The organism is Synechococcus sp. GEYO (assembly GCF_900473955.1).
GTDB lineage: Bacteria > Cyanobacteriota > Cyanobacteriia > PCC-6307 > Cyanobiaceae > Synechococcus_C.
Genome location: NZ_UCNL01000007.1, coordinates 144,780 through 168,127, shown reverse-complemented (window position 1 = coordinate 168,127; position 23,348 = coordinate 144,780). Strand labels below are relative to the sequence as shown.

The following is a 23,348-nucleotide window of genomic DNA, read 5'->3' as shown; positions in this document are numbered from 1 at the left end:
TTCATTCTCTGATGCAGCAGTTTTCTGTGCTTTCTGGCAATCAACTGACGGCAATTCGACAATGAGTTAAAGACCAGCAGGAGTGTGAGCTGATCAGGCGGCGAGGTTGCGGAAGCGCGTGAACTGTGGCTCGAACAGCAGTTTCACGGTGCCCACCGGTCCGTTGCGGTGCTTGGTCACGATCACTTCCGTAATGCCGCGGTCGGGAGTTTCAGGGTTGTAGTACTCGTCGCGGTAGATCATCAGCACCAGATCGGCGTCCTGCTCAATCGAGCCCGATTCGCGCAGGTCGCTGAGCATCGGGCGTTTGTTGGTGCGCGATTCCACGCCACGGCTGAGCTGAGACAGGGCAATCACCGGCACGTTCAGTTCCCTTGCCATGCCTTTGAGAGCTCTGGTGATCCGTGAAATCTCCTGCACGCGGTTATCGGGACTCGATCCTTCCATCAGCTGCAAGTAGTCGATCACGATCAGCCCCAGCTCCTTGCCCTGTTCGGCCATCAGTCGCCTGCAGAGGGAACGCATCTCCAGCACGCCGGAGTTGGGTTTGTCGTCGATGTAGATCGGCAGCTGGCCGAGGGTGTTGATGCCCTGGCCGAGCAGGGGCCATTCCTCTTGTTGCAGGCGACCTGTGCGCAGCCGGCCCGCTTCGATGCCTACTTCCATCGACAGCAATCTGTAGGTGAGCTGCTCCTTACTCATCTCCAGAGAGAACACGCACACCGGCAGGTCGTGCAACTGGGCCACGTTCTTGGCCAGGTTGAGCACGATCGATGTTTTGCCCATGGCAGGGCGTCCGGCCACGATGATCAGGTCACTGCGCTGCAGGCCCTGGGTCATGGCGTCCAGGTCGTAGAAATTCACCGGGATGCCCGCCACGGAGGTGCCCAACGAGCGGCTCTCGATCTCGTTGAAGGTGCTGGTGAGAATTTCGGCGGTGGGCGTCAGACCCTGCGATGGTTTTTCCTGACTGATCGCGAAGATGGTTTGCTCGGCCTTGTCGAGCACCTGCTCCATCGGCAGGCCCTGATCAAAGCCCAGCTGGATCACTTCGTTGCCCGAGCGGATCAGCTGCCGGCGCAGATATTTATCCATCACCAATCGTGCCACCTGTTCGATCGAAGCGGTGGAGGCCACGCGTTCCACCAGCTCCACCAGCCTGCTGCTGCCACCGACCTTTTCGAGAGCACCGGTGTCCGCTAACCAGGCGGTCATTGCTGTGAGGTCAGTCGGTTTGCCCTGGCTATGGAGCATCACCGCCGTGCGGAAGATCTCCCGATGGGCATTGAGATAAAACGCTTCCGGTTGCAGCACGTCGGCTACGCGACCGATGGCATCCGGGTCGAGAAGGATGCCGCCCAGCACCGCTTCTTCCGCTTCCAGGTTTTGCGGCGGGATTGAATCGGGCAGTGCCTCGAAGCTGGGTTCTTCACGCCGTCGACCTTTGCCGAAACCGCGGCGTTCCCCCTCGGTGAACTCGCCACCGGACTCTGACAAGGGAACGCTCACCATGGCGGCAGCAGCTCAGAAAGAAGATTCACTCTGACGCACCTTGTCGATGACATCAGAGTCATTTTTGCTCTGTGCTCAGTAGCTGACCACTTCCAGGTTGATCTCAGCGATCACTTCGCTGTGAAGCTTCACCTGAACCTTGTAGTTTCCGGTCCGATGGATGTCGGGAACTGTGATGTCACGGCGATCCACTTCTTTCTTGGTGGCTTCTTCGATCACTTCAGCCACATCACCATTGGTGACGGTGCCGAAGAGCACGTCGTCTTCTCCGGTTTGCTTCTTCACGGTGAAGCGACCAATGGTGTCGAGGGCGGTGCGGAAGGCGACTGCTTCTTCTTTGAGTGCGGCCTGCCGCTCAACCTCCTTGGCCCTGCGGTGCTCCACCTGCTTCATCACCGCAGGGGTGACAGGCACGGCTTTGCCGAATGGCAGAAGGAAGTTGCGGGCGTAACCAGGCGCAACTTCCACCAGATCTCCATCCCGGCCGAGGCTGAGAACGTCCTCATTCAGTACGACTTGTACGCGCTTGGCCATGGGAGAACGATCCTGACGACATCTGTTTAGCGATCGATAACTTTACGACTTCACGGGCAGGCGCACTTTGGTGGCCAAGCCCAGGGCGCGCATTAGGCGGATGTGCTCCCAGGTGAGGTCGATCTGACCCGCTTGCAGGCCGTGACGAGCCGAGTGGGGAAAGGCGTGGTGGTTGTTATGCCAGCCCTCTCCGAAGGTCAGTGCTGCGACCCACTTGTTGTTGCGGGACGCGTCGCCACTTTCAAAGGCCACGGTGCCCCAGGTGTGGGTGGCGGAATTCACAAGCCATGTGACGTGATACACGAGCACCAGGCGTAAAGGAATGCCCCAGAGCACTAAGGCCCAGCCGCCGGCACCTGTGGCGCTGCCGATCCAGAACAGCAGACCAGCCAGGGGCAGCTGCAAGACCAGGAACCAGTTGTTTAGCCAGCGGTAGTAGGGGTCCTTGGCAAGATCGCCGGCCATGCGGGGAACTTCTTTCATGGCCGGGATCGCATTGAACATCCAGCCCATGTGGCTCCACCAGAAGCCTCGATGGCTGTTGTGGTGATCCGCATCCGTATCGGAATACTTGTGATGATGCCGATGCAGTCCCACCCAGTCGATGGGTCCGTGCTGACAGCTCAGTGCGCCGCAGGTGGCAAAGAATCGCTCAAGCCAGCGAGGCACTCGGAAGGAGCGGTGTGAGAGCAGTCGGTGGTAACCGACGGTGACACCTAAGCAGGCGGTGACCCAATACAGCACCAGCAGGCTGGTGACGGCCGGCCAACTCCAGAAGCCAGGAGCGAGTGCCAGTAGTGCCAGGGCATGGATCACGATCATGAATCCGATCGTTACCCAGCTTTTTTCGGTCTTGGCAGCCATAGGCGCCTTGCTCTTGGAGCGCTGGTAGGGCTTGATTGCCAGCTTGGGGCCACGATGCGAAACTGATTTCCGACTGGGTGGCGACGGCGTTCTAATAGCGCTTGGTGCCATGACTTAGTCCCGGTTGATCTCAGCACACTACACGTGATACGGATACGTATCAATCAATGGATAAGACAAGCGGTTCTGATCATGTGACCAAGGGTTACCGCCAGCGTCTCGAGGAAGGGCGCCAGGCGATGGCCCATCTGATTCATGTGTGGCATGAGCGCAATGGCTGGTCGCACAAGGTGTTGCCTGCCCTGGCTGAAGCGTTGGACCTCGGTCGCGTGCACAATTCACAGATCTCCAATCTCCGCAACGGCAAGCTCTCGTCTCCAGGGCCGGAAGTGTTTCTTGCGCTTGGCCAGGCGAATGCCGTGCTGCATCAGGGCTTGGATCCGATCCGCGATCAGCTGGCGGAAGTTCACCCCGATCTGTTGCGAGTGCTGAGCGACAGTGCAGTTCCTCTGCTCGCGGCCCATGGAGAGCCGCTCGGTGCTGGCGAGCTGCTGGAGATCTTTGTCGGCCTCGGGCCATTGCCGCCAGGTTTCGATTGGCGGATTGATCAAGCGGAAGCGGCTGCCCTGAGTGCGGCGATTGCAGACAGCCTTTGCCGCGGTCAGGCCTGGCGTCAGTGTCGTGATCAGGTGATGGAGGCCTATCCGGTCACCAAAAATCAACGCCGTGATCGTTTTGCCGAAGTGATGGCTGGCCTACGCGAATACAGCGCCGAGGAACTCGATGGAGAGTTCCTCGACCTTCATGCCACACATATGGCCTTAGAAGGCAGCAAGGGCCAGAGTGCTGAAGCGTTTCTGGCCGAATTACGAGCTGCTGCTCAGCCGGGATAACGGGCTTGGCGCACCCGCCTGGTCAGGCCAAGCTTCTGCAGCATCCGGATGTGCATCCACGTGATGTCGAACTCGAACCAGCGCAGGCCGTGGCGTGCGCTGCCTGGATGGGCGTGATGGTTGTTGTGCCAACCCTCTCCGAACGACAACACGGCCACCCACCAGCAATTACGTGAGAGATCAGGGCAGTCGAAATTGCGGTAACCGAAGGCGTGTGTCGCCGAGTTCACCAACCAGGTGACGTGATACACGACCACCAGACGCAGAGGGATGGCCCACAGCACCAGGCCAACGCCGCCTCCATGAATCTGGGCAGCATTGCCGTAGTAATAAAGAGCCAGTCCGATCGGAATCTGCAGCACAAGGAACCAGCGGTCCAGCCAGACATAGAAGGGATCTTTCAGCAGGTCGCCGCCAAATCGTTCCTTGTGCTCAAGAGCGGGAATTTCGTGCAGCATCCACTCGCTGTGGCTCCACCACAGGCCCCTGCCTGCATCGTGATGATCATTGGGTTGATCGGAGAACTTGTGGTGGTGACGATGCAGGGCTACCCAGTCGATCGGTCCGCTTTGTGCGGCCAGGGTGCCCATGATCACCAGCACCCGCTCGAGCCAGCGGGGCACCTCAAAGCTCCTGTGTGCCACCAGACGGTGCAGGCCGAGTGTCACCCCGAGCACCGTTGCCCAGTAGAGAATTCCGAAGGCAATGGCTCCTTGAATGCTCCAGAACCGTGGCAGCAGAGCAATGGTGGCCAGCACGTGCATCGCCACCATGAAGGACGTGGTGCCGCCTTTGAGCTTGCGCTGTTTACGCGGCAGTCGTTCACGGGGCGCCATCACTGCCGCGCGCATGCGCAATTCGCGGTTTGAGGTGGTAGCTGCCGGAGTGGTTGTAACCAAGAAGTTTCTCCTTGAACCAGATCTGTCGAGGTTGGAACGGCTACAGCCGAAACCAAAACAGTTGGTTGGGAGTGTGAATGTAAAAGAAAACAGCAGGCTTTTTGCGGTTCTCCCATGCCACAGGCTTCAAATCGCTACGGAGAGAGCTGTGGTGCAGAGGGGATGAATCTCAGTGAAGCCAGGGAATTTGCTTGCAGCAAGGTCGCTTCTGTACGCGAGCGTCAGCAGCCTTTTGCCCGTCAACGCACCGCGGCTGTGGCCGATCGCCTGCAAAAGGTTCTGGCCGCGTTTGAGGCGGAGCGGGTAGGGACTCAACATTTCGCCTCCGTCAGCGGTTACGGGCACGGTGATCAGGGCCGGGAGGTGATCGACCGGGTGTTCGCACGCGTTCTGGGCGCGGAAGCAGCCGCTGTGCGACTTCAGTTTGTGAGCGGCACCCATGCCATCGCTGCTGCTTTGTTCGGTGTGCTCCGTCCAGGCGATCGCATGTTGTCCATCACCGGGCGTCCCTACGACACGCTTGAAGAGGTCATTGGTCTGCGTGGAGAGGGGCAAGGATCCCTCAAGGACTTCGGCATCGACTACGACGAGTTGCAGCTCAGCGATGCCGGGACTGTGGACGAGCAGGCCCTTGAGCAGGCCTTGGCTCAACCGCGTCGACTGATCCTGATTCAGCGCAGCTGTGGTTACAGCTGGCGCCCCGCGCTAAGCGTGCAAGCGATCGGTCGCCTTTGCTCCCGCATTCATGCACGGCAGCCTGACTGCGTCTGCTTCGTGGATAACTGCTATGGCGAACTGGTTGAGGCCCAAGAGCCGCCTGAGGTGGGTGCGGATCTGGTGGCTGGTTCATTGATCAAAAACCTGGGAGGAACCATCGCGCCCGCCGGTGGCTACATCGCCGGACGCGCCGATCTGGTGGAACAAGCCTGCTGTCGTCTCACGGCACCAGGGATCGGCAGCGAAGGGGGGACTGGTTTTGACTTGCACCGGCTGTTGCTGCAGGGACTGTTTCTGGCGCCGCAGATGGTGGCTGAAGCCTTGATCGGAGCTGATCTCGTGGCTGGTGTGTTCGCTGATCTCGGATTCCCGGTGCAGCCCGTTGCCGGTGCGGCCCGCAGTGATCTGATCCAGGCCGTTCAGCTGGGGGAGCCTGAGGCGCTCAAGCTGATCTGCCGTGCCTTTCAGGCCTGTTCCCCGGTGGGCTCTTACCTGGACCCTGTGCCGGCGGCGATGCCCGGTTATGCCAGTGATCTGGTGATGGCCGGTGGCACCTTTATTGATGGCAGCACCAGTGAGTTCTCCGCTGACGCGCCGTTGCGCGAGCCCTTCAATCTCTACGTTCAGGGCGGGACCCATCACGCCCATGTCGAGCTGGCGCTGATCAAGGCGCTGGAAGCACTGGCTGCGGCAGGACATCTGAATCTGGCGCACACTGATTGAGAGACGCTGGTGCGGCCCGATGGCCTTCGACTTCCCTGCCTCCTACCGCTATGCGGACAGCCATGAATACGCCTGGCAGGACGCTGATTCGATTCGCATCGGCTTGAGCGCCTATGCCGTGGATCAACTCGGCGACATTGTGTTTGTGGATCTCCCCGAGGTGGGTGCTGATCTCAGTCGTGGATCCAGTTTCGGCACTGTGGAGTCGGTGAAGGCTGTGGAAGAGATGTATGCCCCCCTCAGTGGCGCGGTTGTGCAGCGAAATGAAGCTCTGCTGGCCAATCCCGAAGAACTGCAGAAGGACCCCCATGGCGAGGGCTGGTTGCTGGTGATTCGTCCTAGCGATGTCACGCAGCTCGAGCAGTTGATGGATGCCGCCACTTACTCCGCAAAAGTTGCCGCGACCTGATATCACATCGTCGTTCAGCGCAAGTTGCCTAAAGTCTGCGCCTTCTGACGCTGCACCATGACCCTGCTGGACCAGCGCATGGTGGAGACGGCTTCAGCAAAGATTCTCCCGCCCTTCGCCCAGCGCCATATCGGCCCTGGATCTGCAGCCAATCAGCTCATGCTCGATCGGCTCGGCTTCAGCGATCTTGAGCGCTTTCTGCAGGCTGTCGTCCCGCAGGACATTCTTGATTCCAGTCCGCCGCATGGGCAGCTTCCGGACGGAGTTGGAGAAGCCCAAGCGCTCTCTGAACTGCGTCAGCTGGCCGGTTTGAACCGCGTGACGCGGTCGTTGATCGGCCTTGGCTATTACGGCACTGTCACGCCCGCGTTGATCCAGCGGCAGGTGTTGGAAAACCCCTCCTGGTACACGGCTTACACCCCTTATCAGGCCGAAATTGCTCAGGGACGCCTGGAGGCACTGCTCAATTTCCAGACCTTGGTCAGTGAGCTGACCGGTCTGCCGATTGCCAATGCCTCGCTTCTGGATGAGGCCACTGCGGCAGCAGAGGCAATGTCGATGAGCTTTGGGGTTTGCAAGCGAGCTGAAGCCAGCCGTTTTCTGGTGGATGCCGCAGTGTTGCCACAGACTCTGGCGGTTCTGCGCACCAGGGCCCAGCCAATCGGGATTCAGCTCGAGGTGGCTGAGCCGGATCAGTTCGCTTGGGGTGACGATGTGTTCGGAGTGCTGTTGCAGCTGCCTGGACGCTGCGGCCGGCTCTGGGACCCCCGTTCCTGTATGTCCAGGGCCCATGAGCATGGCGCTTTGGTCACGGTGGCCATTGATCCATTGGCGCAGGTCCTCCTTGAGCCGGTGGGTGCTCTCGGTGCAGATATCGCCGTAGGCAGTGCCCAGCGTTTTGGCGTGCCGATGGGTGGAGGCGGCCCCCACGCGGCGTTCTTTGCCACCCGCGATGCCTACCGCCGGCAGGTGCCCGGGCGCATCGTTGGCCAGTCAAAAGATGGCGAAGGCAATGTCGCCCTCCGTCTGGCCCTGCAGACCCGTGAGCAGCACATCCGCCGAGATAAAGCCACCAGCAATATCTGCACCGCCCAGGTGCTGCTGGCGGTGATGGCTTCGTTTTATGCCGTTCATCACGGGCCGGAAGGTCTCGAGGCGATTGCTCGACGCGTGCTGCAGCTGCGCTGTCAGCTCGAAGAAGGACTGAGCTCGCTTGGACTTGCTCTGCCGAAGGGATCTCGCTTCGACAGTGTTGATGTGGTCTGTGCTCAAGCGCCGCACGTGCATCAGCTGGCAGCCCGAGCTGGTTTCAACCTGCGTGTCCTGCCCGATGGTGCGGCGATCGAACAGGCGGAAGGCTTCGGCATCAGCCTGGATGAGCTCAGCGACAACAAGGAGGTGTTTCGGCTGCTGTCGCTGGTGGCTGAGGCCACCGGAGGCCATCTTTCAGACCTGTCGGATACCGCAAAGCAAGAGCAAGCTCTGGCTGGCTTGCCGCTGCGTTCTACCCCCTGGTTGCAGCAGACGGTGTTTCACCGCTATCGCAGTGAGACCGAGCTGCTTCGCTACATCCAGCGTCTGGTCAGCAAAGACCTTTCGCTGGTGCACGGGATGATTCCTCTTGGTAGCTGCACCATGAAGCTCAATGCGGCAGCGGAGCTGGCGCCTGTGAGCTGGAGAGAGTTCGGGAGCATTCATCCCTTTGCCCCCGCTGACCAGCTGAAAGGCAATCAGCGCATGGCGCAGGACCTCGAGAGCTGGTTGGCTGAGCTCACCGGTTTCGCCGGTGTGTCTTTGCAGCCGAATGCAGGTTCCCAGGGGGAGTTCGCGGGTCTGCTGGTGATTCGCGCCTGGCATCAGGCAAGAGGCGAGGGCCATCGCGATGTGTGCCTGATTCCCACGAGTGCCCATGGCACGAACCCAGCCAGTGCCGTGATGGCTGGCATGCGAGTGGTGCCGGTGGCCTGTGATGAGCAGGGGAATGTCGATGTCGACGATCTGCGCAGCAAGCTGTCTAAGCACGCCGATGTCCTGGCGGCACTGATGGTGACGTATCCCTCAACCCATGGGGTCTTCGAGACCCGAATCCGTGAGATCTGCAGCCTGGTTCATGACCATGGCGGTCAGGTGTATCTGGATGGCGCCAACCTTAATGCTCAAGTCGGTGTGTGCAGGCCAGGAGCATTTGGGGCCGATGTCTGCCACCTCAACCTGCACAAAACGTTCTGTATTCCCCATGGCGGTGGTGGACCAGGGGTTGGCCCCATCGGTGTGGGTGAGCATCTGTTGCCATTTCTTCCCGGTCATCCCTTGATGCCCTGCGGCGGTGACCAGTCCATTTCTGCGGTATCGGCTGCCCCCCTGGGCAGCGCAGGCATCCTGCCGATCAGCTGGATGTATCTGCGTTTGATGGGCCCTGCTGGCCTGCGGCAGTCCACCGCTGTGGCCTTGCTGTCGGCCAATTATCTGGCACATCGGCTGGATTCCCATTACCCGGTGCTGTTCCGGGGAGAAGGCGGGCTTGTGGCCCACGAATGCATTCTTGATCTGCGCGATCTGAGGCGCAGTGCCGGCCTCGAGGTGGATGATCTGGCGAAGCGTCTGATGGATTACGGCTTCCACGCTCCGACGGTGAGCTGGCCAGTGGCGGGCACCGTGATGGTTGAACCCACTGAGAGCGAGAGCCTCGAAGAGCTGGATCGCTTCTGCGATGCCATGATCGCGATCCGCGCAGAAGTCGCGGCGATCGAAAACGGTGATAGCGATCGTGAGAACAATCCCCTACGCCGCGCTCCCCACACCTTGAGTGCTGTGACCGCCGACCACTGGGGTCGTCCCTATTCCCGGGAACAGGCTGCCTTCCCGTTGCCGGATCAGCGGCAAAACAAGTTCTGGCCGGCCGTGGCCCGGATTGATAACGCCTATGGCGATCGCAATCTGATCTGCACCTGCCCCAGTGTTGAAGACATGGCTGCCGCCACCTCTGAGGCGATGGGTTAAATTTTTACCGAAATCGGAAATTAATCTTCGATTTTTGATCGTGCAATGAGAACTTTGATCACACTGCACAACATTCACCGTCGCAAATGGGGAATCAATGAGTCGCGACACCAAAAAATCAATTGAATCGACGGAGCAGACCTCAGACTCGCTGCAGCTTCCCGACATTCCTGATTGCCTTCAGGCTGCCCTCGGCCGAGGCCATACCTTGCCGATCGAAGGCACCAATGTGCTGAGAGTTCCCTTTGGAATTCGTCAAGCACGACGTCAGCGTCCCGAGCGTCCTGACCGCTGGGCAACTCTGGTGATCCCTATTCAGTCTCAGGGATCTCCCACGCCACCACCTCAGGCGGCCTGAGTTTTCAGGCGACTGAGATCAGGCTTTTGTCCTGCTCCAGTCGCCAGTCCAACATTGCTTTCACATCCGTCAGCGAGCAGGTCGGGGTGCGAAAGGGCAATAGTCTCATCGGGCTACGTTCGGGTCTAACCAGCCAACTGTTGTTGCGTTGTTGCAACAGAACAAAGCCGCGGTAGCGAACTGCGTACTGAGGATCCCGGGTCAGGTCCATTCGTGGAATGGAAATTGTTAGTGACCTCGCTATTTCAGTGCGCTAGATGTGGTGTGTGTATGAAATCCCGATTCTCTTTTGAATTGATTTCTGTTTGAGTTCAGTGGCCAATCTTGATTCACTGCTTGTTTCTGAATCATTCGCCGGTGAATGCATTCACAGTTGCAGTGGTTTCATTTGCATGAGGCGATCGATGAGGTCGGCAATGCTGTCGTCTTTCGCTGCTTTCGAGTAGTTGCTGAGCAGTTGGCGCCCCACCACCTGTGCGCCGAGATGGGTGAGCTGGATCCGCAGCGACACCAGCAGCTCCATTCCGCCGCCACCTGAGAAGCTGGCCATGGCGATCGGCCGACCGTTGAAGAGCGACCGGAAGTCATCTCCCTGAACAGACAGCCATGCGATGGCGTTGGTCAGAACCGGCGGAATCGAACCGTTGTATTCCGGCGCGCAGATCACCCATCGCGGAGCTGCCATCAATTGTTTCTGTAAGGGCTGCACGCCGTTCGGCATGCCTTGGTCCTTCGCGCGCGGGGTGAATAGGGGCAGCTCGAGGGTGGTCAGGTCGAGCAGATCAGCGCTGCTGCCCTGCGCCTTTGCTTGGTTCACGAAGCGTTGGGCCAGTTTGAGGTTTTCGCCGTTGCTGGCAGCAATCACCAGCACATCAGCACTGTTCTCCTTGCTCATGATCAGCGTTCACGTCGCAGGTTTGAATTGTGACGACTTTTTCAAAAGAGCGACTGCCGAATGGTCGTCGTCGTGTTGGGGTCGCTCTTTAGTAGTTAGCGCCGCTGCGCCGGTGGTGGACTGCTGTGGAGGCTTCCTGATCCAACACCCCGCCGTGATCCAGCTCGGCGTAGATCAGCCAGTGATCTCCGCATTCCATCCGCTGGCTCACGCGACCTTCCAGCCAGGCCAGCGCCTCGGGGATCAGCGGTTGTTCATTCGGACTGGTCTCGAGTTCCAGCCCACTGAACCGGTCGGCGCCAGGTTGAAACGGTTGCAGGAACTGTTTCATTGGTCCGCTTTCTCGCCCCTCAGCCAGAACGTTCAGTGCAAAGCGATCGCCTTTGTGCAGCAGAGCTTCCACGGCGCGGTCTTTGGCCACGGCCACCGTCAGTCCAGGAGGCGTGAAGCTGGCCTGGCTGACCCAGCTCGCCACCATTGCACCACTGAGTTCTCCCTTACGCGTGGTGAGAATGCACAGGGATCCCACCACGCGTCCGAGGGCCAGTACAGCCGGATCGCTGCGGCTTTCGCTCATGCTTCCGGCGTTACGGCGTTGGGCGCGCTTCTCCGCTTGCAGCAGTTTGCGAGCGAAACGGGTGCCGGTTTCCTCCAGCTCCTTCACCTTGGCTCGATCAGGGCTGAATTTGACCCGGATCGGCTCGAAGCCGAAACTGAAGCCGCCATCTCGCAGCTTCGTTTCCAGCAGGTCCACGGCTTCACCGCTCCAGCCAAAGCTGCCGAATACGCCCACTGGCTTGCTGCGGTCACCTTCTGCCAACAGGGTTCCTAAAGCGGAGACCACCGGGGTGGGAGCGTGACCACCGAGGGTGGGTGAGCCGATCAGGATCCCATCCGCAGACTGGATCGCAGCAACCAGTTCTTCCGATGGTGTGAACTCGCAGTTGAGGCTGGTGACTCGGATGTCGGTGCGATTGATGCCCCGCGCCAGGGCATCGGCAATCGCTGATGTGTTGCCATAAGCGCTGGCGAACAGCAGAACCACATTCAGGCTGGATTGCTGGTGACTTTCACCCCAGCGGCGATAGTCATTGAGCAGGCTGCGCCAGCTGGCATCGATGGCGGGCCCATGGGCTGGCGCAATTGTGCGGATGCTCAGTTCCTCCAGCCGCTCTACCAGCAGGTCAACCTTGCGGGCCATCGGTGCCATCAGGCAGTCGTAGAAATGGCGACGCTCTTCTTCGGTGCTGCTTCGGTTGGCTTCAGCCCAGGTGTTGGTGCAGAGGTGGGCGCTGAAGAACTTGTCGCTCATCAACAGTCCCAGGCTCTCTTCGAAGGCCATCAGTCCGCCCGGCCAACGGGGTGTTGGTGCTGGCAGCAGCAGCAGGCTGCGCCCATGGCTCAACTCCAGCGTCTGCTCCCTGCGAATCACTCGCAGCGGCGGGAACTGGGGAAGTGGTGGTTGCTCTTCTTCCACACCGGGGGGCGAGGGCTTGCGTTGGTTCCAGAGCTCCTCCAGCAGCTTGGCCCCGGGATTGGATGCGATCAGCTCGAGGCCTGGATAGATCCCGGCCAGTTCCTTCAGCAACGCCACACGGTTGGGATTCACGTGCCCCACCACAATCAGCAGGGGCTGATCCGTGGTCGGCAAAGCTTCCAGCAGGGCAGGGAGGAAAACGCTGCTGTAGGCCATCCCCGGGGGATGCACCAGAACGCCGGGTTGCTGGACTCCTGCTGCATCCAGCCCGGCTTCAAACAGGAAACTGTTGGCCGTGCTGCCGCGCTCCAATGCGTATTCCAGCTCGAACCGCAGACGCTGAGGGCTCAGTCCGCGCAGGCAGATCAGACTCTGGTCAATTGGCAGGCTGATCACCTGCCGGTCAGCGGATGCCGAGCTGGCCGCGACGGTGGTGACCATCAGTAGTGGTTGCCTGTTTTGCGGTGATGCACGGCGGTTCGCCCGTCGATGTCGGCCACATTGCCTTGCTCCACCAGCGCGTAGATGATCCAATGATCTGGACCTTCCATCCGCTGTTCCACTTGGCAGCTCAGGTAGGCCAGCGCATCCGTGAGCACCGGGCCACCTTCAGCAGCGCCGTGCAGAATGTTTACCCCTTCGAACCGATCGGCGCCGGGGGGGAAGCGCTTGAGGAAATGCTGCATCAGAGGCTTATAGCGGTCTTGCCGCAGCACGTTGATCACAAAGCGATCGCCAACCTGCATCAGCGCTTCAATCGCTCGATCCTTGGCCACGGCAACACTCAGGCCAGGTGGGCGGAAACTCGCCTGGGCGACCCAGCTGGCCACCATCGCGCCACTGCGGCGCGCATCACCTTCGCCCTGGCTCGCTGTCACGATGTACAAACCACCGGTGAGGCGACCCAGCGCCTTGTCGAGGTTGGCGTCAATACTGCGCAGCGCTTCGATCGATTTCTTTCGGGTCAGAATCTGGCCAAGGTCGGTGCCTGATTCCTCGCAGCGTTGGTAATCACCGCCTTGTGGCAGCTGGCGGATGCGCAGCGGTTCAAAGGCAGGTTTCAGGCCTTGGTTACGCAGCTGCTCGGCGACAGCATCGATCGGCTCATCGTTGCCCCCGAAAGCGTCGTAGACCCCCACCAATTGCTTGGGCTGCAGTGCAGCCAGAAGAGTTCCGATCGAGGCCTGCAGTTCACCATCCGGTTCCGCCGGCCAGGTGGGCACCACCACCGCCTTCGCTTCGCCAACCAATGCGGTCAGTTCCTGTGGGTCGGTAGCCCGTAGATCCACCAGCTGAACCTGTGCATCGGCTTTGCCGATGCCGTGGGCGATGGCCTGGCTGAGACGGTCCGAGAAGCCGTACTGGCTGAGATAGCAGACGGCCGCATAGCTGTCGCCCTTGCTGCGTTGGCTGCTCCACTCCCTGTAGTCGTTCAACCAGTGGCTGAGGTGTTGGCGCAGCAGGGGGCCATGACCTACGGCGACGGTGTTGATCTCCGGTAAGGCATCCATGCGCTTCAGCGCTTGCAACACACTGCGGGCATTGGGGCCCATCAGGCAGTCGTAATAGAAGCGGAAGTCCGGTGCGATGGCCCCGGGATCCGTGTCGAACAACTCATCGGAGCAGTAATGCAGTCCGAAGGCATCACAGGTGTAAAGGATGCCGCTGCCGTGATCGAACGAAAAGATCGTGTCGGGCCAGTGCAGGTTCGGGGCACTCAGAAACTCGAAGCGATGCTGCACGTCGCTGTCAGGATTGGTGCCCAGATCCAGCTCGTCGCCGGTTTTCACCGCCCGTGAGTTGAAGGGCCGATGCACCTGGTCCTTGAGGAACTGGATCGCCACCTTCGAACCCACGATCTCGATGTCTGGATTGAGATCGATCAGATCGCCGATCAGTCCTGAGTGATCTGGTTCGGTGTGACTCACGATCAAATGGTCGATCGCTTTTGGATCGATCTGCTCCTTCAGCAGTGGCACCCAGGTGTCGCGGAATTTGGCGTGGCTGGTGTCGATAAGGGCGGTGCGTTCGCCCCGCACCAGGAATGCGTTGTAGGTGGTGCCGTTGCGTAGGCCGAATTCAATGTCGAAACGGCTGCGTTCCCAGTCCAGGGAACGGATGGTGGTGCTGTCTGCCGCGATCGGCTGGCACTGGAGTGAGAGGCGGGGGGTCACAGCAGAGGAGTTCGTGCTGTTCAGGCTTGCCGTGACCATGACCGAATCGAGCGTTGTAACCAACTTTACGGAGATCTTCAGGTCATCGGACCCGGGCTGAGGGCTCCAGCCAGGCGGGGTAACCAGTCCACCAGCCCTGGCACAGCGATGATCAGGGCCAGAACCGCAACCTGCAGACCGACAAACGGCAGGGCGCCTCGATAGATATCTCGCGTGCTCACTTCATCGGGAGCCACGCCGCGCAGATAGAACAGCGCAAAGCCGAAGGGCGGCGTGAGGAAGGAGGTCTGCAGGTTGGCGCCAATGATCACGCCAAACCACACCATCGCTTCGGGCCCCAGCAGCTGGCGTGCTGCAGGCAGCAATAGCGGCACGGCGATGAAAGCGATTTCGAAGAAATCGATGAAGAAGCCCAGCAAGAAGATGATCAGCATGCTGAACACCAGGAAACCCACTCGCCCTCCCGGCAGGTTGAGCAGCAGTTCAGAAATCAGCTGATCGCCGCCCACACCGCGGAACACGAGGCTGAAGGCGGTGGATCCCATCAGGATGGCCATCACCATGGCGGTGGTGCGCATGGTGCTCTCGCAGACATTCGAGAGTTGTTGACGGCTGAAACCGCCATTGAGGCCTGCCAGCACCATGGCGCCGACTGCTCCGATCACGCCCGCTTCAGTGGGAGTTGCAATGCCGAAGAAGATGCTTCCGAGCACCGCCACGATCAGAGCGATCGGTGGCAACACCGACTGCACCAATTGCAGAGGATGACCTGAGCCGGTGAGCTCGGGCTTGAGTTCGGGTGCCAGCTCCGGCTTGAGCGCACTGATCACCAGCACGTAAATGGCGAACACGGCTGACATCAGCAGGCCAGGTAGAAGGGCTCCGATGAAGAGATCGCCCACTGAAATGCCGAGCTGATCACCCAGCACCACCAGAACAATGCTGGGGGGGATGATCTGCCCGAGCGTGCCCGACGCCACAATCACACCTGTGGCAAGGCTTTTGTCGTATCCGGCCCGCAGCATGGCCGGCAAGGAGATCAGCCCCATGGTGGTCACGGTCGCTGCCACCACGCCGGTTGTCGCCGCCAGAAGTGAACCAACAAGAACGACGGCCAATGCCAGGCCGCCGCGCAGGCGTCCCAGCAGCCGGCCCATGGTTTCCAGCAGCCGTTCGGCGATGCCGGAGCTTTCCAGCATCGAACCCATGAACACAAAAGCGGGGATCGCCAACAGGGTGAAGTTGGCCATGATCCCCAGGATTCTTTGGGGCAGGGCGGTAACGAACTGCGGTTCGATTTCTCCGCTGAGCATCCCCAGCAGGGCAAAGATCACCCCAATCCCACCAAGGCAGAAGGCGACGGGAAATCCGCTCAGTAGCGCCACGATCAGCGCCAAAAACATTCCAGGAGCCAACACCGCCGAGGGGTCAAAGCTGATCACCCAGCCCAGGGCTTCGATTTCGATCACAGCGTGGTGCCTCCCTGCTGCTGCTCATCGGCAGCTTGTGTGGCGTCGGGGTTGCTGAGGGCCAGCCGCAGCCGCAGTGCTTCCGCGATTCCCTGCAGCCCTAACAACAGAAACCCAATTGGGATCAGAGATTTCACCCAGGTGCGTGGCAGCCCGCCTGGATCGGGCGACATCTCGGCAATGCTCCAGGAGCGCAGCGCTGGTGCAATGGAGATCACCATTACTCCGAAGGCGAAGGGCAGCAACAGCAGCAGGATGCTGTTGAGCTCCTGACGATTGCGGCGGCGTGGTGACCAGCGGCTCTGCAGCACATCCACACGCACGTGGCCCTGTTTCTGCAGGGTCCAGCCGAGACCGAGCAGAAAGATCAGATCGAAGAGATACCACTGGGCCTCGATCAGCCCGTTGGAGCTGAGATTGATCCCAATGGCAGAGCCCAAATAGCGGCCCACAACGTTCCAGATTCCGATGGCCAGCATCAGCAGTACGGACCAGCGCGCCAGCCAGGCGGCTGCAGCGTTGAGGCGATCGAATAGGCGCACCATTCCGGAGAGAGGTTCGCTCATCCTTCACCTCCCTCGGCGCTGGTGTTGAACTTCGCCAGCGGCAGCTCGTTGATGCGATTCCAGTTCAGCGTTTCTTTCTGGAACAGCCGCCAGCGTTCCAGTAAATCTCGGAAGCTGGCATCGTCAGCGGCCAGATCTGCAAACAACACGCTGGTGGCTTCCTTCGCCGCTTTGAGAATGTCGTTGCTATACGCCTCAAGTTTGATTCCCTGCCGCCGCAGTCTCAGCAACGCCTCGCTGTTGCGTTGTTCGTACTTGCTGAGCATGCCCAGATTCGCCTGGTAACAGGCTGTGCTGAACATGGCCTGATACTCCACCGGCAGTTTGTCCCAGGCACTGCGGTTGACCAGCGCAGTCAGGCTCGGTCCGGGCTCCCACCAGCCTGGGTAGTAGTAGTACTTCGCTGCTTTTGGGAGGCCGAGTTTTTCGTCGTCGTAGGGGCCTGTGAACTCTGCAGCGTCGATCGCTCCCCGCTCCAGTGCCAGATAGATCTCGCCGCCTGGCAAGACCTGAACATTCACCCCCAGGCTGGCCATCACCTTGCCTCCCAGTCCTGGGATGCGCATCTTCAGACCCTTGAGAGACGCCAGATTGTCGACAGGTCGCTTGAACCAGCCGCCCAGTTGACCGCCCGTATTTCCTGCAGGGAAGCTTTTGGCTCCGAAATCGGCGAACAAGGCGTCCATCGCTTCATTGCCGCCTCCCTGATAGAGCCAGGCATTCTGTTGCTGGGCCGTGAGCCCGAATGGCACGGCCGTGCCGAAGGCGAACGCTGGATTCTTGCCCACGTAGTAGTAGCTGGCCGTATGGCCGCATTCCACGGAGCCGGCTTGCACGGCATCCAGTACTTCGAGCCCTGGGACGATTTCACCAGCGGCAAACGGTTCGATCGTGAACCCTCCGCCACTCATCGCCTTCACCTGTTCGCAGATGGTTTCGGCACCTCCGTAGATGGTGTCGAGTGAGACCGGCCAGCTTGTCGCCATCCGCCAGCGCACCTGGGGAAGGCCGCTGCTGCCACCGTTTTCAGCACGACGAATCGTGCAGGCGCTCAGTGCTCCGGCTCCGGCTGCAGCGGCGAGCGCTTGCCTACTGGTCCGGAGCAGCTGCCGACGTTGCATCACGTGCTCCTGGTTTGGTCGCTTAGTAGACGACGCTGTCTGGGCAAGATTATCGATCGGTCTTCGTTTGACCCTGGTTTCGCAATCAAAAAAAGCCCCCTGCGTTGGCAGAGGGCTGAACCGTTCTCTTTTGGTTGAGGCTCAATGCTCTGTAATCAGCTGTCCACTTTCACCGACACGGTGGTGCGGTTGTCGGTTTTGGGCGCCTCAACTACGAGGATGCCGTCGCGGTAGCTGGCCCGAAGACCATCGCGGTCGAGGGAATGGGCGAAGCGAAAGCTGCGGCTCCAGTTGCCGTAGCGAAACTCGCTGAGCAAGGTGTTGTTGGTCGATGCCTCGGCCTCATCGGCTGCATTGGCCTGAGGGTTCAAACGCTCAGCGCTGACACTGAGACTGCGGTCGCTGGCTTTGACGTCGATGCTGTCGTGAGCCACGCCGGGGAGTTCCAGGCGAATGGAGTAGTGATTTTCGGTTTCGTGAATTTCGGCGGCTGGTACACGTTCGACCTGTGAAAGCTGCTGGTCGAGACGCTCGAACAGATCAAACGGTGACTGACGAAGGGTGATCATGGGTAACTCCTGAAGAGTGATGTTGATGGGGTGTTGACATCACCCACAACGCCAATATGTGCGGGCTGATTGACTCTGAGCAGGGGGACAACCGCCCTATTCTGTTCGGTCTAGACTACTGGATTCGGTTGTTACGACTGCTCTTTCGCGACAACCGAACATTGGCGCATGTCGCTCACAGCCAGGACCAGCTTGAGAACGCTGCCGCCTGCCCGCAATTGCGGCCTTTGTCGTCCCAGAGGGTCCAGATTCTTGCGTTGTTGATCATGAATCGTTGACCGGTTCGTGACACCCGCACGCCGCTATAGCCCTCGAAAGCATCTTGGTTCTGCGCGCGTTGCAGGGCGAAAGCGCGTTGCGCACGCGCTGCTACCTCCGCCGTGTAGCGGGAGGGCATGCCGATCATCTCTTGCCAAGACCGCTCCCACAGGCGCAGAGCGGTGGCATTGGCATAAATCAGGCGGGGATCATGTCTGTTGTCGTGGGCGAGAACGGCCATCTCGTTGCTGAACAGGTCCTTGGCCGGGTCTCCACAGTCCAAGTCAAGCAGCGGTCGCTTGAATGCCCGTTTGTGAGACAGGATCAGTCTGGAGATCAGGGACTGCGATTCCTGCGTCTGCCAGGGCTCTGATTCAGCCACCGGCGGCCATGGCTTCCAGCATGGCCCGCTGTGCCAGGGCCTGACCCTGATCACGTAGGTGCTGCAGAAAGCGAGGTCTGGATTCGGGGAAGCGTGGCTCCTCAGCCAGGGGAAGATCGCCTGCCGCATCAAGGCCTGTATCTCCTTCCATCGCGGGGGTGATCACCACCAGATCACCGTCAAGGTTGGCCTCATAACGCCACCAGAGCGTGGGGTCCAGCACTGCTGGATGCGGCGGCGTGATGGTGTCGTCCGAGTTGGACTCGCCGCCATGCGCGGATGGCATTGATTTGCTTTCAGCTTTGGCCTGATCGGCCCTGGCCTGCAGGGCCTTGAGTCGGTGTTCTGCCAGGTTTTCCAGCAGCTTCGTGCGCGTGCGCCCCCTCAGCTGAAACAGCACGAAGGGGTCTTCACTGAAGCGTTCTCCCATCAGGAAGTACACCGCACTGATGTGCTTGCAGGGATTGGCTTTATCCGGACAGCTGCATTCACTGCGCACCTCCTGGAGCTTGAAGGGGAAGAGCCGGCGGCCACTGGCCGCAAAGGCTCGTTCGATGTCCGCAGGCATGATTCCGGCCAGGAGCTGTGCCGACCAGCGGGCCTTTTGCGTTAAGGCTTCCAGCACGAAGCCCCAGTCCTCATCGCTCAGCACATCCAGCCAGAGCTTCACTTTGTATGGGTCTTCATCGGTTCCCTGAACACGGGCATGCACTCGTCGCCCTTCAAAGCGAATCGATGTCACGTGTCCTTCACGGGCGTAGGTCCAGGCCCGTTCGAGGCGTTTTTTGAAGCGGTAGGAGTTGATCAGCTCCATCCACTGTTCAACCCACCAGGGTTGCTGCCCAAGTCCCTCGTCACTCAGTGAGGTGTTGATGCCGCTGCTGTTGGGGGTGATGGTCATCGCGTCAGGAGGGATTGTCTTCCAGGCTCACCAGCTCCTTGAGCTGGCCCATTTCGAGTCCTCCGAGCCATTCCTCGCCGGAGCCCACGATGTCTTCCGCCAGTCTGGACTTCTCGCGGATCATCCGGTCAATCTTTTCTTCCACCGAGCCGCTGGTGATGAACTTGTGCACCATCACGCGGTTGGTTTGTCCGATGCGATAAGCCCTGTCTGTGGCTTGGTTTTCCACCGCTGGGTTCCACCATCGATCGATGTGGAACACATGGCTGGCACGGGTGAGATTCAGGCCCACGCCACCGGCCTTGAGTGAGAGCAGGAACAGTTGTGGTCCGCGGGGATCTTCCTGAAAACGATCCACCATGGCCTGCCGCTCTGTCTTGCTGGTGCTGCCGCTGAGGAAGGGCACCTCGCTGCGCCAGCGGCGTTGCAAATACTCCCTCAGCAACGTTCCCCATTCCGCGAATTGGGTGAAGAGCAGAGCGCGGTCGCCGGCCTCGACCACTTCTTCGAGGATTTCTTCGAGACGTTGCAGCTTCGCGGAACGTTGCAGGAAATCCTCGCTTGCGTCCTTCTCCTTCAGCGCAAGGGCGGGATGGTTGCAGATCTGTTTCAGGCGGGTCAGCAGTCCCAACACCTGTCCGTGGCGTTTGCCCCGCGGAGCACGGGCAATGGCATCGAGGGTGTCCTCGACGGTTTTGGCATAGAGCGATTTTTGTTCCTTGCTCAGTCCGACCCATTCGCTCAGTTCCACCTTCTCCGGCAGATCAGAAATGATCGCCTTGTCGGTCTTCAAGCGCCTGAGGATGAAGGGTCCCACCCGCGACTTGAGGTCACGCAGTGACGACATGTCGCCATAGCGCTCGATCGGCATGCGATAGCGCTGGCGGAAGAATTCCTCCTCACCCAGAACCCTGGGGTTGAGGAAATCCATCAGGGCCCACAACTCACTCACTCTGTTCTCCACCGGCGTACCGGTGAGGGCGATGCGAAAGCGCGTGCCCTTGCGGGTGCGGGCCAGATCGCGCGTGGCCTGGCTCTGTTTGGCCGAGGGGTTCTTGATGGCCTGAGCCTCATCGATCACCGTTCCCTGCCAGTCGAAGCTTTCCAGCAGTTCAATGTCCCGCTGCACCAGTCCGTAACTGGTGAGAACCAGGTCGACATCTTTGAGAGTCTTTTTGAGAGCAGCCAGAGTTGTGGGCCGTTTGGGGCCGTAGTGCTCATGCACGTTGAGCTCAGGCGTGAAGGCTGCGGCCTCCCGTTTCCAGTTGGTCAGCACCGATGTCGGGGCCACCAGCAGTACGGGCTTCTTCAGTTCCTGTTCCACCTTGAGGTGTTGCAGGAAAGCCAGCAGTTGGATCGTTTTGCCAAGGCCCATGTCATCGGCAAGGCAGGCCCCCTGGTCGAAACGGTGCAGGAAGGCGAGCCAGCCCAGCCCACGCTCCTGATACGGCCGCAATTGTCCACAGAACCCTTCGGGTGCGGGCAGTGGATCCGGTGATTTCTGCTGGTGGTACTGCTCAAGGACCCCCTGAAGCCGGGGGCCGGCATCGAAGGCATGTACGGGCAGCCGCATCAGCGTGTCGCCCTCGGTGGCGGTCAGTCGCAGGGCATCGTCCAGGCTGAGCTCAGGATTGGCGCCACAGAAGCGTTCAGCGTTCTTGAGGTCATTGGGCCGGAGTTCGATCCAGGCTCCCTTGTGACGCACGAGTGGGCTGCGTTTTCCACTCAGGCGTTCCAGTTCGCGCAGGGTGAGTGTGACGCCGCCGATCATCAACTCCCAGCTCCAGTCGAGGCTCTCGCCCAGGGTGAAGCCGCGGGACCGCTCGGGCAGTTCCGCTTTGATAGCCAGTCCCAGGCGGCTGGCCAGCCCGCCGGAAAGGCTCGGCGGCAGATCGACGCCCACACCCACATCGCGCAATTGGCGTGCGGCCGTGCGCACCAGCACGAAGGCTTCGGCAGGGGTCAGCTGCATCGCTTCCGGTGTGGCGCTTTCGAGGCCCCGCTCGATCGGTGCGAACACCGTCAAGGCTCGGCCCATGCCTTCCAGCAGCACTTCGCTTGGATGTTCCACGGGAATCTCTCCCAGCTGAAGACCTTTGGGGCCTGCAGCCCATGCGGCACTGGCCGGCAGCTTCAGGGTGGGGTCCGATTCCGCCTGCAGGAAGAAGCGCAGGGGCCAGAGTTCTTCACCTTCAGAAGGTGTGGCCAGCTCGAGGCAGGCCCGTGCCGCAGCAACATTGCCGGCCACGCCCTCTCGCCAGTGGTGGCTGGCGGTGGCTAAACGCTCGGCCTCCTCATCATTGAGGTTGATCACGCCGGTCTCGGAGCTGAGAGCCTCTTCCCAGGCGCAGAGCAGTGGGTCCAGGCCTTCTTGATCAGGGCTGAAGCCTTTGCGCAGCTGCGCATCCAGCAGGTCTTCCAGCAGGGTGGCCACGCGCAGCCGGCCGCTGCGGGGTCGACAACAGGCCACGGGATTGGCGGCTCGCATCGCCTCCGGTCGCAACCGGGTCATGCGGTTGCTGCGTCGCCCGGTCGGTTCGCGCCAGGGCAGGGCACAGGTGGCAACCAGGGGGAGTCCTGCCGCCAGATCCTCCAGCCGGCGTCGGTCTTCCTCCCGATTGAGCAGTGGCACCCAGCGGGCTCTGTGCGGGTAGCCCTCGCCTTTGCTCAGCTCCACCTGGGGCAGCCAGCGGCCCCGTGCCACCAGGCTCAGGGCCCAGCGCTGCATGTGGCTCCACCAGCGCAGCTCATCGGCCAGATCCGGATGACGACCGGAAAGCGGCAGTTTGGCCAGCCACTCGGTGGCAGCCATCGGTTCGATGGCCAGGCCCTGCACCTGCCAGGGCCACCATTCGGTGGTCTTTGGAATCGGTTCACCGGCCTGCAGTGGCAGACCGCACCACGGTGGGTCGTCCTCGGAGGCTGTCTCTGCGGCTGCTGAGCGCTTGCGTTTCGCTTTGACACTGCGACTGGGCAGGGTCAGGCAGGCCGTTGCGTCAATGATTCCGTCTGGGAGTAGGTCACGATCCGTGAGCAAGGTCCGAAGTTCCTCAGGGCTGAGGGTGAAGGGATGAATGGCGGGGGTGGCGCCCGGTCCCATCGGCTCGGCCACACGCCAGGTGTCAGCCCACACGAGCAGAGCAGCTCGACCGGAGCTGCTGGGAGTACGAATGGCCGGAAGCCAGGTGGCGTGCAGCAGGCTCATGGCCGCGACGCAGACAACATGCGTTGGGTTCCGTGTAGCAGGAGCGAACTGCCGATCAGCGGCAGCCACCCCATCACGAGATCCTTCACTAATGATGCCAGGGAATCAGCATCTGCCCAAGGGGAGGGCAGGCACATTCCCAAACTGCGGATCCCGCAGACGGCTCCGACGAGCCCAGCCTGCAGGTGAGAGTCCTCCGGATCCACACGAACAAGATGGAAGGCCAGCAGTCCGTAGAACAGTCCGCAACCGGTGGATCGCACCGCCTTATCAACACCGAAGGGCAGGCTGAGCAGCCCTGCCGCTAGTCCTGCGATCAGGGCCCAGCCCAGGGAGCGCAGTCTCAACGCTGCGCGACTCTGCTCGTCGGTGCTATCGGCCAACGTCGGTGGCAGCTCAAAGGCGATCATGGCTGGAGGACC

The 23,348-nt window shown here is 60.6% G+C and carries 21 protein-coding genes; 5 read left to right on the top strand and 16 right to left on the bottom strand.

Going from position 1 to position 23,348, the window contains the following annotated elements:
* Positions 1-93: 93 nt before the first annotated feature.
* The 3 genes from dnaB to DXY37_RS05830 all read right to left on the bottom strand — a co-directional run bounded on the left by dnaB (position 94) and on the right by DXY37_RS05830 (position 2,910).
* On the bottom strand, positions 94-1,512 hold the full coding sequence (gene dnaB / locus DXY37_RS05840; protein WP_115125780.1) for a replicative DNA helicase: 1,419 nt from the start codon (positions 1,510-1,512) through the stop codon (positions 94-96).
* A gap of 75 nt (positions 1,513-1,587) precedes the next feature.
* Entirely contained in the window at positions 1,588-2,046 is a 459-nt protein-coding gene (rplI, locus tag DXY37_RS05835; protein ID WP_115125779.1) for a 50S ribosomal protein L9, read from the bottom strand.
* A gap of 42 nt (positions 2,047-2,088) precedes the next feature.
* Positions 2,089-2,910 (bottom strand): acyl-CoA desaturase, encoded by an 822-nt coding sequence (locus DXY37_RS05830; protein WP_371637913.1) that lies wholly within the window; start codon positions 2,908-2,910, stop codon positions 2,089-2,091.
* 167 nt (positions 2,911-3,077) lie between these two features.
* Here DXY37_RS05830 and DXY37_RS05825 point away from each other — a divergent pair, with 167 nt between their 5' ends.
* The gene (locus DXY37_RS05825) at positions 3,078-3,803 is read left to right on the top strand and encodes a hypothetical protein (protein ID WP_115125777.1); all 726 of its coding nucleotides are present in this window, start codon (positions 3,078-3,080) and stop codon (positions 3,801-3,803) included.
* On the opposite strand, the gene DXY37_RS05820 is transcribed toward DXY37_RS05825, so the two are convergent.
* Positions 3,791-4,654, bottom strand: a complete 864-nt coding sequence (locus DXY37_RS05820; protein WP_369818485.1) for an acyl-CoA desaturase — start codon at positions 4,652-4,654, stop codon at positions 3,791-3,793. The genes DXY37_RS05825 and DXY37_RS05820 overlap by 13 nt on opposite strands.
* 210 nt (positions 4,655-4,864) lie before the next feature.
* On the opposite strand from DXY37_RS05820, the gene DXY37_RS05815 reads away from it, so the two are divergent.
* From DXY37_RS05815 to DXY37_RS05800, 4 genes are all read left to right on the top strand, one after another.
* Complete coding sequence (locus tag DXY37_RS05815) at positions 4,865-6,142, top strand: methionine gamma-lyase family protein (RefSeq protein ID WP_115125995.1); 1,278 nt, start codon at positions 4,865-4,867, stop codon at positions 6,140-6,142.
* A gap of 19 nt (positions 6,143-6,161) precedes the next feature.
* Positions 6,162-6,551, top strand: a complete 390-nt coding sequence (gene gcvH / locus DXY37_RS05810; protein WP_115125776.1) for a glycine cleavage system protein GcvH — start codon at positions 6,162-6,164, stop codon at positions 6,549-6,551.
* A gap of 57 nt (positions 6,552-6,608) precedes the next feature.
* The gene (gene gcvP / locus DXY37_RS05805; protein ID WP_115125775.1) at positions 6,609-9,551 is read left to right on the top strand and encodes an aminomethyl-transferring glycine dehydrogenase; all 2,943 of its coding nucleotides are present in this window, start codon (positions 6,609-6,611) and stop codon (positions 9,549-9,551) included.
* A gap of 97 nt (positions 9,552-9,648) precedes the next feature.
* Complete coding sequence (locus DXY37_RS05800) at positions 9,649-9,909, top strand: hypothetical protein (RefSeq protein WP_115125774.1); 261 nt, start codon at positions 9,649-9,651, stop codon at positions 9,907-9,909.
* A gap of 4 nt (positions 9,910-9,913) precedes the next feature.
* On the opposite strand, the gene DXY37_RS05795 is transcribed toward DXY37_RS05800, so the two are convergent.
* The 12 genes from DXY37_RS05795 to DXY37_RS05740 all read right to left on the bottom strand — a co-directional run bounded on the left by DXY37_RS05795 (position 9,914) and on the right by DXY37_RS05740 (position 23,336).
* Positions 9,914-10,120 carry a hypothetical protein gene (locus DXY37_RS05795; protein ID WP_115125773.1) on the bottom strand — a complete coding sequence of 69 codons (207 nt, stop codon included), beginning with the start codon at positions 10,118-10,120 and terminating at the stop codon, positions 9,914-9,916.
* A gap of 156 nt (positions 10,121-10,276) precedes the next feature.
* Complete coding sequence (locus DXY37_RS05790; protein ID WP_115125772.1) at positions 10,277-10,804, bottom strand: NAD(P)H-dependent oxidoreductase; 528 nt, start codon at positions 10,802-10,804, stop codon at positions 10,277-10,279.
* Between the two features lie 88 nt (positions 10,805-10,892).
* Positions 10,893-12,722 carry a diflavin flavoprotein gene (locus DXY37_RS05785; RefSeq protein ID WP_115125771.1) on the bottom strand — a complete coding sequence of 610 codons (1,830 nt, stop codon included), beginning with the start codon at positions 12,720-12,722 and terminating at the stop codon, positions 10,893-10,895.
* Complete coding sequence (locus tag DXY37_RS05780) at positions 12,722-14,494, bottom strand: diflavin flavoprotein (RefSeq protein WP_115125994.1); 1,773 nt, start codon at positions 14,492-14,494, stop codon at positions 12,722-12,724. The genes DXY37_RS05785 and DXY37_RS05780 overlap by 1 nt, the downstream gene beginning before the upstream one ends.
* 38 nt (positions 14,495-14,532) lie before the next feature.
* Positions 14,533-15,924: a TRAP transporter large permease subunit gene (locus DXY37_RS05775; RefSeq protein ID WP_115125770.1), complete on the bottom strand. Its 1,392-nt coding sequence runs from the start codon at positions 15,922-15,924 to the stop codon at positions 14,533-14,535.
* Positions 15,921-16,490 (bottom strand): TRAP transporter small permease subunit, encoded by a 570-nt coding sequence (locus tag DXY37_RS05770; protein WP_115125769.1) that lies wholly within the window; start codon positions 16,488-16,490, stop codon positions 15,921-15,923. The genes DXY37_RS05775 and DXY37_RS05770 overlap by 4 nt, the downstream gene beginning before the upstream one ends.
* The gene (locus tag DXY37_RS05765; RefSeq protein WP_115125768.1) at positions 16,487-17,611 is read right to left on the bottom strand and encodes a TRAP transporter substrate-binding protein; all 1,125 of its coding nucleotides are present in this window, start codon (positions 17,609-17,611) and stop codon (positions 16,487-16,489) included. The genes DXY37_RS05770 and DXY37_RS05765 overlap by 4 nt, the downstream gene beginning before the upstream one ends.
* A 155-nt stretch (positions 17,612-17,766) precedes the next feature.
* Positions 17,767-18,180, bottom strand: coding sequence for an Hsp20/alpha crystallin family protein (locus DXY37_RS05760; protein WP_115125767.1), 414 nt, complete (start codon positions 18,178-18,180; stop codon positions 17,767-17,769).
* Positions 18,181-18,355: 175 nt separating this feature from the next.
* Positions 18,356-18,820, bottom strand: a complete 465-nt coding sequence (locus DXY37_RS05755; RefSeq protein WP_115125766.1) for an MEKHLA domain-containing protein — start codon at positions 18,818-18,820, stop codon at positions 18,356-18,358.
* Positions 18,813-19,721: an SWIM zinc finger family protein gene (locus DXY37_RS05750; protein ID WP_115125765.1), complete on the bottom strand. Its 909-nt coding sequence runs from the start codon at positions 19,719-19,721 to the stop codon at positions 18,813-18,815. The genes DXY37_RS05755 and DXY37_RS05750 overlap by 8 nt, the downstream gene beginning before the upstream one ends.
* Positions 19,722-19,725: 4 nt before the next feature.
* Positions 19,726-22,926, bottom strand: coding sequence for a DEAD/DEAH box helicase (locus DXY37_RS05745; RefSeq protein ID WP_115125764.1), 3,201 nt, complete (start codon positions 22,924-22,926; stop codon positions 19,726-19,728).
* A complete protein-coding gene (locus tag DXY37_RS05740) occupies positions 22,923-23,336 on the bottom strand; it encodes a hypothetical protein (protein WP_115125763.1) in 414 nt (137 codons plus the stop codon). Before DXY37_RS05740 ends, DXY37_RS05745 begins: the two co-directional genes overlap by 4 nt.
* Between the last annotated feature and the right edge of the window lie 12 nt (positions 23,337-23,348).